Origin of the sequence: uncultured Jatrophihabitans sp. (assembly GCF_964251945.1) — a bacterium.
Taxonomy (GTDB): domain Bacteria; phylum Actinomycetota; class Actinomycetes; order Mycobacteriales; family Jatrophihabitantaceae; genus Jatrophihabitans.
On sequence record NZ_CAXULP010000001.1, the window covers coordinates 417584 to 429147 of the forward strand.

Consider the following 11564-nt stretch of genomic DNA (forward strand, 5'->3'; position numbering starts at 1 on the left):
TTCATCGCGGCAGCGGGCCGGCGATCCGCTCGGCGGCGAGCCGGCCGGACACCAGCACCATCGGCACGCCGACGCCGGGTTGGGCGTTCGAGCCGCAGAACACCAGGTTCTCCGGTCCGCGCCGCCGCAGCGTCGGGGAGCGGAACGGGCCGGTCTGCGCGAAGTTGTGGGCCGCGGCGAACGGCGCGCCGGCGGCGAGCCCCTGCGCCTGCCAGTCCGCCGGGGTCACCAGGTGCTCCACCTCGATGCCGTCGGCGAATCCCGGGTAGCCACGGCTCTCCAGCGTGGCCAGCATGTGCTCGCGATACGCCCCGCGGTCGGCGCGCCAGTCGACCAGGCCGCGGGTGTTCGGCGCGGGGAACAGCGCGTAGTAGGTGTGCTTGCCGTCCGGCGCGAGGGACGAATCGGTGCGCGTGGGCGTGGTCAGCAGGAACGACGGGTCGCTCATCACCCGGCCCTGGTCGATGATCTCGTCGAACGTCGACTCCCAGGCCGCGCCGAAGTCGATCGTGTGATGGGCGGTGTCCGGGAACTGCGCGGAGGAGCCCGCGTGCAGCACGACCGCGGACGGCGAGTACCGCAACCGGCGCACCCGGCCCGGGGCGCGGACGCCGGGCAGCAGCTCGTCATAGGCCGTCGGCAGGTCGGCGTTGAGCACGACGACGTCGGCCGCGATCCGCTCGCCCGCCGCGGTGCGCACAGCGTGGGCGCGGCCGTTGGCCGTCTCCACCGACGTCACCTGCGTGTCGAGGCGGAATTCGACGCCGTGCTTGGCGGCCGCGCCGGCGAGCGCACGCGGCACCGCGTGCATGCCGCCCTCGGGGAAGTACACCCCCTCGACGCAGTCCATGTAGGTGATCACCGCGTAGATCGCGAGCGCTTGCGACGGCGCGAGTCCGGCGTACATCGACTGGAAGGACAGCAGCCGGCGCAGCCGCTCGTCACGGACGTACTGGCCGAGCTTGGGCGCGAGTCGGCGGAACGCGCCCATGGCCACCAACCGGGCGAGCGGCGGGCCGACCAGCTGTAGCGGCGAGTCGAGGTTGCGCTCGATGAAGTGCGGCATCTCGACCCGGTACAGCTCGCGCAGGAACTCCACGTAGCGCAGCCAGCCGTCGGCGTCGGCCGGTCCGCATGCGCGCTTGATCTCATCCGCCATGTCGTGCACGTCGGCCCGCACGTCGATCGTCGAGCCGTCGGCGAACTTCGCGCGGTAGGCCGGGTCGAGGCGGCGCAGCGTGAGCCAGTCCTCGAGCCGCTCGCCGACGGCGCGCAGCGGCTCGGCGACCAGCTGCGGCATGGTCAGCACGGTCGGTCCGGTGTCGAACCGGAAGCCGCTGTCGACGTGCAGCCCGCACCGGCCGCCGGGCACGGACTCGCGCTCCAGCACGACCACCTCGCGGCCCGCGCCGGCGAGATGCAGCGCGGCGGACAACCCGCCGAGGCCCGCACCGACGACCACCACGCGGTCGGTCGGGCCCTCGACGCAGCGCATGCGCCCGACGCTACGTGGCACTGTGCTTCTCCTGGTTCGGTGCTGCTCGATTTCGGCCCAGAATTGAGCAGCACGCAACCAGGAGAAGCCAACACGGAGTCGCGATTAGGCTGACGTGAATGCGCACCGTCCGCGACTGCCTCGCCGAGGGTCGGCCCACGATCTCGTTCGAGTTCATGCCGCCGAAAACCGTCGAGGATGAGCGGCGCATCTGGAAGACGATCCGTGAGCTCGAGCCGCTGCGGCCGTCCTTCGTGTCGGTCACCTACGGCGCGGGCGGGTCGACGCGGGACAACACGATCACGATCACCGAGCGGATCGCCGCGGACACGACGCTGCTGCCGGTCGCGCACCTGACCGCGGTCAACCATTCCGTCGCCGAGTTGCGCACGATCATCGGCCGGTTCGCCGCGGGCGGCATCGTGAACATGCTCGCGCTGCGCGGCGACCCGCCCGGCGACGTCGACGGCGACTGGGTGCGGCACCCCGAGGGTCTCGAGTTCGCGTCCGACCTCGTCGAGCTGCTCGCGAGTTCCGGCGACTTTTGCGTCGGCGTCGCCGCGTTCCCCTACAAGCACCCACGGTCGACGTCGATCGAGGCGGACACCGATCAGTTCGTCGCGAAGTGCCGCGCGGGCGCCGACTACGCGATCACCCAGATGTTCTTCGACGCCGACGACTACCTGCGGCTGCGCGACCGGGTGGCGGCCGGCGGTTGCTCCACGCCGATCATCGCGGGGCTCATGCCGGTGACGAACATGAACACCATCGCGCGCTCCGAGCAACTCTCCGGCGCGCCGTTCCCGGCAAAGCTCGCCGCCAAGTTCGCCGAGGTGGCCGACGACCCGGCGGCGGTGCGCGCGCTTGGCATCGCCGAGGCGACGAAGCTCGCGCAGCGGCTGCTCGACGAGGGCGCGCCCGGGCTGCACTTCATCACCTTCAACTTCTCGAAGGCGACGCGCGAGGTGCTGGCCGGGGTGTCCGCGCAGTCCCGCGTCTGACTCACCACGCGCGGGCGACGCCGCGCAGCACGGGCCGCACGGTCGGCGAGCTGCGCGGCTGGCTGCCCGCGACGATCTCCTCGACGAACAGCGGCGAGCGCTCGAGCAGCTCGCCGAAGCGGCGGTTCGGCGAGCAGCCGCCGGCCAGCGCGCGGTGCGGGGCGGCGAGAACGTCCTGCGCGAGCGCGAGCAGTCGGCTGTCGGGGGACCGGACGTGCTCGAGGAACAGGTAGTGCCCGCCCGGCCGGAGTACGCGGGCGATCTCGGCGAGCGCGGCCGACGGGTCGCCCACCGAGCAGTGCACGAAGGCCCCGACGACGGTGTCGAAGGCGGCGTCGGCGAACGGCAGCCGGCCGGCGTCGGCCAAGGCGAGGTGCCAACCGCCGACCGGCGGCCGGTGCTCGCGCAGCTGCTCGCCCAACAGGGCCAGCATCGCGCGGCTCGAGTCGGTGACCACCAGCTCGCTGACCGTCGCCGGATAGTGCGCCAGGTTGTAGCCGCTGCCGGCGCCGATCTCCAGCGTGCGGCCGCACGCCTGCCCGACGAGTTCGGCGCGGACCTGGCGCTGGCCGGCGCGCTCAGCCCAGCCGGCCACGACGGGATACCAGCCGGCGAACACCCGCTCGCCGAGCCGCGCCCTGTTCAGATCCACCTGCTCAGATCGCTCTGCTATTCGATTGCTCGAGCGGCAGCCGCGCGCCGAGGACTGCGAACGGGCGCGCGTCGCCCGGGAAGAGATAGTTGCGGGCAAGATCGACGAAGCCGAGGTCGCGGTACAGCCGGAACGCGCGGGTGTCGCTGTCCGGCGTCGACAGCAGCATCGCGGTGTGCGGGATACCGCCGGCCAGCGAGGTGAGCAGCTGCCGGCCGATCCCGGCGCCCTGATGCTCGGGCAGCACGTGCAGCTCGGAGAGCTCGAACGCTTCGACCAGCCATGCGGCTGCGGCTTCGGCGCTGAGCGCCCGGCGCACGAGGTCGTGCCACCACTGGCCGGGCCGGGTGGTGTAGCCGTAGCCGAAGCCGATCAACGTGCCATCGTCGGTCAGCGCGGCCCGACAGGCGAAGCCACCGTGCGTCACGTGCTTGCGGGCGCTGACGCCGCGCTGCGCCCCGGTGTGCGCCGGATAGCGCATCGCGCTGGCGTAGATGCGCATCGCCTCGTCGAGGTGTCCGGCGAACTGCCGGCCGGTCCAGTTCTCGATGCGCGTGCCCGCGGTCGGCGTGCGGGAGGCAGGGCGCATGTTTCCGATGGTGCCAAAGCGGGCGAGGTTCGTCACTGATCGCACGTGGGCCGGGGCGCGCCGGCTCAGAGCCGGGACTGCGTCGCGGCGTCGCGCTCGCCGTCGAACTGGTGGTCGAGCACCTGGACGAACACCGAGTGGCCGGGGTGCGCGTGCGCGAACAAGGTCATCGACGACTGCAGCTTGCGGGCGTCGATGCCGCCGAAGATCCGGGTCGGCCCGGCCGGCAGCGCCGCGACGATCTCGGCGCACTCGGCGAGCCGCGGCCCGAGCACCGGGTGCGCGAGGTAGGCCTGGGCCTCGGCCAGGGACGCGATCGCGTAGCGAATCGACATCGAGCTGTGGCCCAGCCCGGCGAGCTGCGGGAACACGAACCACATCCAGTGGCTCTCCTTGCGGCCGCGGCGCAACTCGGTGCGCACCCGCTCGTAGGTCTCGCCGGCGTCCTGGGCGTCGACGAACCGCTGCAGGTCGTGCGGATCTGTCATCGCGTCGCCTCGTCTCGCTCGGCGCAGGCCGTCAGTGCAGGCCGCACTCGACCTTCTGGGTGCCGGACCAGCGGCCGGCGCGAGCGTCCTCGCCCGGCGCGATCCGACGCGTGCACGGCCAGCAGCCGACCGAGCCGTAACCGTCGGACAGCAACGGGTTGACCAGCACGCCGTTCGCGGCGATGTAGGCGTCCACGTCGTCCTGCGTCCAGGCGGCGATCGGGTTGAGCTTCACCATGCCGCGCTGCTCGTCCCATTCGACGACCTTGGCGCCCGCGCGGGTAATCGCCTCGTCGCGGCGCAGCCCAGACGCCCACGCGACGTAGTCCGCGAGGGCGTTGCGCAGCGGCATGACCTTACGCAACGCGCAGCACTGGTCTGGATTGCGCTCGTAGAGCCGGGCGCCGAAGGACGCGTCCTGTTCGGCGACGCTCTGCCTGGGGGTGATCGATCGGACAGTGACCGGCAGCGTCGCGGCCACGGCGTCGCGGGTGCCGAGGGTCTCGGCGAAGTGGTAGCCGGTGTCCAGGAAGAGGATGTCGACGCCCGGGCGGACCTGGGCCGCGAGCGAGGGCACGACCGCGTCGGCCATCGACGAGGCGACCGCCCAGGCCGGGCCGAACTGGTCGTCGGCCCAGCGGAGGATCTCCAGTGCGGACGCGCCGTCCAACTCCTCGCCGGCCTGGGTGGCGAGAGCCTTCAGCTCGTCCTTCGTGCTCAGAGCAACCATGCCTCGTCGGCGCGCGACACATAGGCCGCGAACGCCTCGCCTCCTTCCCGGCGATCGAGGTAAGTGCGAAGCACCCGCTCGACGTAATCGGGCGCCTCGTCTGCTGTCACCTTCAAACCGCGGAACTTGCGGCCGAATTCCGCCTCGGCGCCCAGGACGCCGCCGAGGTGGACCTGGAAGGCTTCTTGATCGCCGTCCGGCCCCTTCTGGATCATGCCCTTGAAGCCGATGTCGGCGACCTGGAAGCGGGCGCAGGAGTTGGGGCAGCCGTTGACGTTGATCGTGATCGGCGTGTCGAAGTCGGGCAGCCGCTTCTCGAGCTCGGTGCGCAGGGCGTCGGCGCGGCCCTTCGTCTCGGTCAGCGCCAGCTTGCAGAACTCGATGCCGGTGCACGCGATCGTGCCGCGGCGGAAGGCGGACGGCCGGACGGAATAGCCCAGCGCCGCCAGCCCGTCGACGACCGCGGTCTCGTTCGCGCGCGGCACGTCCAACACGACCAGGCCCTGCTGCGCGGTCAACCGCACCCGGCCGGCGGCGTGCCGCTCGGCGAGCGCGGCTACCTCGCGCAGCGCGGAGCCGGAGGTGCGGCCGGCCTTCGCCGTGGCGCCGATCGCGAGCTGGCCGTCGAGCTGCTCCTCGACGCCGATGTGATCGCGGTGCGGCGGCGAGAGCGCCGGCGCGGGGCCGTCGGGCAGCGCGCGCCCGAGGTATTCGTTCTCCAGCACCGCGCGGAACTTCTCCGGACCCCAGTCGGCCATCAGGAACTTCAGCCGGGCGTGGTTGCGCTGGCGGCGGTAGCCGTAGTCGCGGAACACCGACGTGACGCCGGCCCACACCTCGCTGACCTCTTCGGGCCGGACGAACGCGCCCAGCCGCTCGGCGAACCGCGGGTTGGTCGACAGCCCGCCGCCGACCCACAGGTCGAAACCGGGGACGCCCTCGGGCCCGACGACGCCGACGAACGAGACGTCGTTGATCTCGTGGTTGGTGCAGTGCCGCGCGCAGCCGGAGATCGAGGTCTTGAACTTGCGTGGCAGATTCGAGAACTCGGGATCGCCGAGGTACGTCTCGACCGTCGCGCGCAGCGCCGGCCCGGCGTCCAGCACCGAGTCGGTCGCGACGCCTTCGAGCGGGCAGCCGAGCAGGACTCGCGGGCAGTCGCCGCAGGCCTCGGTGGTCGACAGCCCCACCGCCTCGAGCTTGGCCCAGATCGTCGGGACGTCCTCGATGCGGATCCAGTGCAGCTGGACGTTCTGCCGGTCGCTGATGTCGGCGATGTCGCGGCCGTAGACCGTCGAGATCTCTGCGACGACGCGCAGCTGCTCGCTGGTCAGCGCGCCGCCGTCGATCCGGATGCGCAGCATGAAGTGCGAGTCCTCGAGTTCCTCCGGCTCGAGCGTGGCGGTCTGGCCGCCGGGGATGCCGGCCCGGCGCTGGGTGTACAGCCCGTGCCAGCGGAACCGGCCGCGCAGGTCGGCCGGGTCGATACTGTCGAATCCCCGCTTGCTGTAGATGTCCTCGATGCGCTGACGGACGTTGAGCGGATTGTCGTCCTTCTTGCTGCGCTCGTTGGGGTTGAGCGGCTCGCGGTAGCCGAGCGCCCACTGGCCCTGGCCGCGGCGCGGGGGCGCGGAACGTGCGCGGCGGGGAGCGGCGTTCGCGCGGTCGGATTGCGCCGGCATTGCGGCGTCCTCTCGAGAGTTCGGGTGTGCGGCGGCGAGCTGGGGCGGTGCTGCGACGCGTCGTGCCAGTGGCGACGAGACGTGGCAGCGGTCGCGAATGCGCTCAACAGGCCGCGGCGACGACCCGGAGCAGATCGATGTGGCGGCGCGTCGTGAGCAGCGTGCTGCGAAGCGCCATGCGTCGATCGTCCCACACCCTGGCGGCGCGGCCGCGACGTCGTACGTCTGCTGGAAACCCGGTTTCCCCTGTAGGAAAGGAACTTCGGGACAATGGAGCGGTGACCGACCTGCCGTTGTTGCTCGACGTCCGCGGACGGCGGGTCGTCGTCGTCGGCGGCGGCGTGGTCGCGACCCGGCGTGCGCGCACGCTCGTCGAGGCGGACGCCGACGTGCTGGTGGTCGCGCCGGCCGTCGCCGACGAACTGATCGAACTGGTCGCGGTGGGCGTGCAGATCGCCCGCCGGCCGTTCGCCGACGCCGACCTGGACGACGCGTGGCTCGCCTTCGCCTGCGCCGACGACCCGGCGGTCAACGCGGCGGTTGCCGCATCGGCCCATGCTCGGCGAGTGTTCTGCGTACGCGCCGACAACGCGGCGGCGGGCACCGCGCGCAGCGCCGCCGCACTGCGCCGGGACGGAATGACCGTCGCGGTCAACGGCGGCGACGACCCGCGTCGCGCCGTCGCGTTACGCGACGCGATCGCCACGGCCCTGGACCTCGGCGACCTGCCGGCCCGCCGACATCGGCGGACCGGTCGGGCGGGCCGGCTGGGCGCGGCGGCGGTGGGCGACGTGGCGGTGGGCGCGGCGGCGGTGGGCGCGGTGGCGGTGGGCGAAGTGGCGCTGGTGGGCGGCGGCCCGGGCGATGCCGAGCTGATCACCGTGCGCGGGCGCCGGCTGCTCGCCGACGCCGACGTCGTGGTGGTCGACCGGCTGGCGCCGCGCGACCTGCTCGCCGGGCTGCCCGACGACGTCGAGGTCGTCGACTGCGGCAAGTCGGCGCACCGGCACAACCTGACGCAGCAGCAGATCAACGAGGTGCTCGTCGACCGGGCCCGCGCCGGCAAGCGGGTGGTGCGGCTGAAGGGCGGCGACCCGTTCGTGTTCGGCCGCGGGGGAGAGGAGTGGCTCGCCTGTGTGGCCGCAGGCGTGCCGGTGCACGTCGTCCCCGGGCTGAGCTCGGCGTTGGCGGCGCCTGCCGCAGCCGGCATCCCGCTGACGCACCGTGGCGTCGCGGCGGACTTCACCGTCGTGTCCGGCCATCTCGATCCGGGCCGGCCGGGCGACGCGGGGGTCGATTGGGCGGCGCTGGCCGCGACGCCGGGAACGCTGGTGCTGCTGATGGCCATGGACCGGCTGGGCCCGATCGCCGGCCAGCTGATCGCACACGGTCGCTCAGCGGCGACGCCAGCCGCGGTGGTGCACGGCGCGAGCACCGCGGCGCAGCGAGTCGTGCGGGCGCCGCTAGCCGAGATCGACGCCGCGGCCCGACGAGCGGGGGTGGGCGCGCCGGCCGTCGTGGTCGTCGGCGAGGTCGTCGACGTGCTCGGCATCTCCGTTCCCACGTGGGTGGTCAGTTCCGATGCTCAGTGGTCGGCTCGAAGCGACCACTGAGCTTCCCAAGTGACCACTCACGAAGGGCTGGTCGCTCGGCGGCGAAACTGTCGCACCGTGACGCGACCCTTGGCCGACACGGGCGGTGCGTGCTGGCAAATCGGCCGGGCGCGCCGTACTATCGAACAGAGGTTCGAACATCACTAGGGGGTCTGGCATGGGCACGGATTTCTCGCCCGCGGCGACCGGCTCGGCGCTCAGCCTGTTGTCGGCTGCCCGGGCGGTGCTGCTCGAGGCGGTGGCGGCGCGCGAGCCGGGGGAGCGCTTCCGCCTCGCCCACCTGTCCGCGTTGCGCACGGCGGCCGCGGTGTCGGCGCAGCGCGGCCGGCCAGGTGGCGTCCGGCGCAAGTTGGTCAGCGTGTGGGTGCTGCTCGACCGGGTGGCGCCCGAACACGCCGAGTGGTCTGCCTACTTCGCCGCGGGGGCGTCGGTCCGGGCGGCGATCGAGGCGGGCGCGCTTTCAGCGGTGACGCCACGCGTGGCCGATGACCAGGTGCGCGCGGCGACGGAGTTCCTCGCCCTGGTCGAAGGCTCGCTTGGCCTGCTCGCGGCCTGAGCGCCGGTGTCGGCGCCCGGCACTACGCTCGCCTGGTGCAGATCCAGGCGGGTCGGGAGCGGCCGGGCGCCAGCCGGCAGGCGCTCGTCACCGGGCTGCTCGCCGACGCGCTTGCCTCTGTCACGCCAGCTGGCCGCGCGCCCGAGCTGCTCGACTGCGGCGGCGGCAGCGGCACCTACGCCGTGCCGCTCGCGGTGGCCGGGGCGAGCGTGACCGTGGTCGACATCAGCGCCGACGCGCTGGCCACGCTCGTGCGCCGCGCTGGCGAGGACGGCGTGTCCGACCGCGTCCGACCTGTGCAGGGCGACGCCGAATCGCTGGGTGACCTCGTCCCGGCCGACTTCTTCGACCTGGTGCTGGCGCACGGCGTGCTCGAAGCCGTCGACGACGTGCCCGGCGCCTTCGCCGGGCTCGCCGCCGCCGTCCGGCCGGGCGGCCTGCTCAGCGTGCTGGTCGGCAATCCGGCGGCCGGCGTCGTGGCTCGCGCGCTCGCCGGCGAGCCGGCAGCGGCGCTGGCCGAGCTGCGGGCGCTCGACACACCCGGCACCCGGGTCGGTCCGGACGCCGTCGAGCGGCTCTGCTCCGCCGCCGGCCTGGCGGTCGAAGCGCGGCACGGCATCGGCGTCTTCTCCGACCTGGTCCCCGGCGCGGCGCTGGACGCGCCCGGCGCGCGGGCCGCGCTCGTGCAATTGGACGCGGCCGCGGCCGACCGGTCGCCGTTCGCCGAGATCGCCGGCCGGGTGCATCTGCTCGCCCGCAGGCCCGGCTGAGGCGCCGGCGTGGGCCGCAGCGCGGACCTCCCGCGCACCGCGGGCCGGTGGGACGGCGACGACACCGGGTGCACGATGCTGCACGTCGACATGGACGCGTTCTTCGCGAGCGTCGAGATCAAACGCCGGCCGGAATTGCGCGGCCGGCCGGTGGTCGTGGGCGGCGGTCAGCGCGGCGTCGTCGCGGCGGCGTCCTACGAGGCGCGGGTCTTCGGCGTGCGCAGCGCCATGGCGATGAGCCAGGCGTTGCGGCTGTGTCCCCGCGCGGTGGTGCTGCCGCCCGACCGCGCCGCCTACTCTGCGGCCTCGCAGCAGGTGATGAGCATCCTGCGCGACGTCACCCCGCTGGTCGAGCCGCTCTCGCTCGACGAGGCGTTTCTCGACGTGGCCGGCGCGATCAGGGTGCGTGGCCGGCCCGGGGCCATCGCCGCGGCGATCCGCGCCCAAGTCGAAGAGCGGCTGCAGCTGACCTGCTCGGTGGGCGTCGCGCCGACGAAGTTCGTCGCCAAGCTCGCCTCGGCGCGCTGCAAACCGGACGGCATGCTCGTCGTGCCCGCCGCGCGTGTGCTCGACTTCCTGCACCCCCTGCCGGTCACCGCGCTATGGGGCGTCGGCGCGCGCACCGCCGAGCCGCTGCACCGACTCGGCATCCGCACGGTGGGCGACCTGGACGCCACGCCGCTCGACACGCTGCGCCGAGCGGTCGGCGCGGCAGCGGCCGAACACCTGTCGGCTCTCGCCGCCGGCCTCGACCCGCGACCGGTGCAGCCGCACGAGGTCGAGAAGTCGATCAGCAGCGACCGCACGCTCGACGTCGACCTCACCGCCGAGGCGGACGTGCGGCGCGAGCTGCTGCGGCTGTCGGAGGAGGTCGGTTCGCGGGTGCGCGACCGCGACTTCGCCGCGCGGACTATCGGCATCAAGATCCGCTTCGCCGATTTCCGGACCGTCACCCGAGTGCGCACGCTGCCCAACCCGACCGCTGCGAGCTCGGACATCTTCCGGGTGGCCGCCGAGCTGTATCGGGGCCTGAGCCTGGACCGCCCGCGCGTTCGGCTCGTCGGCGTCAAAGCAGAGGGGCTCGTGGCCGTCGCGAACGCCGTCGAGCAGCTCGCGCTCGACTGGCCCCCAGCCCCAGCCCCAGCCCCAGCCCCAGCGCCGGAGGCGGCCGGCCCGAGCGCGGCCGGCCCGAGCGCGGCCGGCGCCCGGCGCGTCGGCCGCGCCTCGTCGGCCGCCGCGCGCGAGCGCCCTCGCCGCGGGGAGGTGTACGCCGCCTTGGACAGCGCCCGGGAGCGCTTCGGCCCGGCCGCCGTTCGGCCGGCCAGCCTGTTGGCATCGCCCGAGCCGACGCCTGCAGCATCGCCCGAGCCGTCGCCCTGAACGGCTTCGCGGCAGCTGATGCGGACCGTCTAGCCAGGTCCGCTACCGATCCGGCGCAGCGCCTCGTATGCTCGTAGGTGTCCTCCGTAGCACGTAGCGGGGTACACCGGTAATCGACCACATCAGCACTTTCCGCGAATCGACCGATCGCGGACGAAGGAGGGCCCGGTGCCGCTCTCCGACCACGAACAGCGCCTTCTCGACGAGATCGAGCAGGCGCTGTACGCCGAGGACCCCAAGTTCGCCTCATCCGTGCGCGCCGTGCGGGCCCGGAACCGAACACGACGTTCGGCCGTCATCTGCGTCGCGGGCGTGCTCGCCGGCCTCGCGCTCGTCCTCGTCGGGTTGCTGACTCAGCTCATCGCGTTGAGCGTCGTCGGTTTCGTGTTGGTCGTGGGCGCCTGCGGGTACGCCGTCCAGGCCCTGCGTGGTCGCAACCGGCCCTCGGGCGGCCAGTCCGCAGAGTCCAGTCCGGCGGCGCGCAACGCCCCCGGCGGCGGCCTGCGCAGCCGGATGGAAGAGCGGCTGCGCCGCCGCTTCGAAGAAAGCTGATCCCGCCCCGGCCCTTGCCGGTGGTTCAGGGCCGGATGTTCAGTGCAGCTGTTTCA

At 73.1% G+C, this 11564-nt stretch carries 12 protein-coding genes; 6 read left to right on the forward strand and 6 right to left on the reverse strand.

Translation table 11 applies throughout. From position 1 onward, the window contains the following. Nucleotide 1: 1 nt before the first annotated feature. Nucleotides 2–1495, reverse strand: a complete 1494-nt coding sequence (crtI, locus tag ACFFBG_RS01935; RefSeq protein ID WP_375475048.1) for a phytoene desaturase family protein — start codon at nucleotides 1493–1495, stop codon at nucleotides 2–4. Between the two features lie 119 nt (nucleotides 1496–1614). Here crtI and metF point away from each other — a divergent pair, with 119 nt between their 5' ends. After that, nucleotides 1615–2496, forward strand: a complete 882-nt coding sequence (gene metF, locus ACFFBG_RS01940; RefSeq protein ID WP_375475051.1) for a methylenetetrahydrofolate reductase [NAD(P)H] — start codon at nucleotides 1615–1617, stop codon at nucleotides 2494–2496. Nucleotide 2497: 1 nt separating this feature from the next. On the opposite strand, the gene ACFFBG_RS01945 is transcribed toward metF, so the two are convergent. The 5 genes from ACFFBG_RS01945 to ACFFBG_RS01965 all read right to left on the reverse strand — a co-directional run bounded on the left by ACFFBG_RS01945 (nucleotide 2498) and on the right by ACFFBG_RS01965 (nucleotide 6637). Then, entirely contained in the window at nucleotides 2498–3148 is a 651-nt protein-coding gene (locus tag ACFFBG_RS01945) for a class I SAM-dependent methyltransferase (RefSeq protein ID WP_375475053.1), read from the reverse strand. A gap of 4 nt (nucleotides 3149–3152) precedes the next feature. Then, entirely contained in the window at nucleotides 3153–3737 is a 585-nt protein-coding gene (locus ACFFBG_RS01950) for a GNAT family N-acetyltransferase (protein WP_375475055.1), read from the reverse strand. A 65-nt stretch (nucleotides 3738–3802) separates the two neighbouring features. Then, nucleotides 3803–4225 (reverse strand): DUF1810 domain-containing protein, encoded by a 423-nt coding sequence (locus ACFFBG_RS01955; RefSeq protein WP_375475057.1) that lies wholly within the window; start codon nucleotides 4223–4225, stop codon nucleotides 3803–3805. Nucleotides 4226–4256: 31 nt separating this feature from the next. Continuing rightward, on the reverse strand, nucleotides 4257–4955 hold the full coding sequence (locus ACFFBG_RS01960; protein WP_375475059.1) for a phosphoadenylyl-sulfate reductase: 699 nt from the start codon (nucleotides 4953–4955) through the stop codon (nucleotides 4257–4259). Beyond that, nucleotides 4943–6637 (reverse strand): nitrite/sulfite reductase, encoded by a 1695-nt coding sequence (locus ACFFBG_RS01965; protein WP_375475061.1) that lies wholly within the window; start codon nucleotides 6635–6637, stop codon nucleotides 4943–4945. Before ACFFBG_RS01965 ends, ACFFBG_RS01960 begins: the two co-directional genes overlap by 13 nt. 278 nt (nucleotides 6638–6915) lie before the next feature. Here ACFFBG_RS01965 and cobA point away from each other — a divergent pair, with 278 nt between their 5' ends. The 5 genes from cobA to ACFFBG_RS01990 all read left to right on the forward strand — a co-directional run bounded on the left by cobA (nucleotide 6916) and on the right by ACFFBG_RS01990 (nucleotide 11508). Next, on the forward strand, nucleotides 6916–8250 hold the full coding sequence (gene cobA, locus ACFFBG_RS01970) for a uroporphyrinogen-III C-methyltransferase (RefSeq protein WP_375475063.1): 1335 nt from the start codon (nucleotides 6916–6918) through the stop codon (nucleotides 8248–8250). 157 nt (nucleotides 8251–8407) lie between these two features. Continuing rightward, on the forward strand, nucleotides 8408–8806 hold the full coding sequence (locus ACFFBG_RS01975) for an SAV_6107 family HEPN domain-containing protein (RefSeq protein ID WP_375475065.1): 399 nt from the start codon (nucleotides 8408–8410) through the stop codon (nucleotides 8804–8806). A 35-nt stretch (nucleotides 8807–8841) separates the two neighbouring features. After that, nucleotides 8842–9576: a class I SAM-dependent methyltransferase gene (locus ACFFBG_RS01980; RefSeq protein WP_375475067.1), complete on the forward strand. Its 735-nt coding sequence runs from the start codon at nucleotides 8842–8844 to the stop codon at nucleotides 9574–9576. Nucleotides 9577–9585: 9 nt separating this feature from the next. Further along, nucleotides 9586–10956, forward strand: coding sequence for a DNA polymerase IV (gene dinB, locus ACFFBG_RS01985; RefSeq protein ID WP_375475069.1), 1371 nt, complete (start codon nucleotides 9586–9588; stop codon nucleotides 10954–10956). Nucleotides 10957–11124: 168 nt separating this feature from the next. Then, the gene (locus ACFFBG_RS01990) at nucleotides 11125–11508 is read left to right on the forward strand and encodes a DUF3040 domain-containing protein (protein ID WP_375475071.1); all 384 of its coding nucleotides are present in this window, start codon (nucleotides 11125–11127) and stop codon (nucleotides 11506–11508) included. Nucleotides 11509–11564 lie beyond the last annotated feature (56 nt).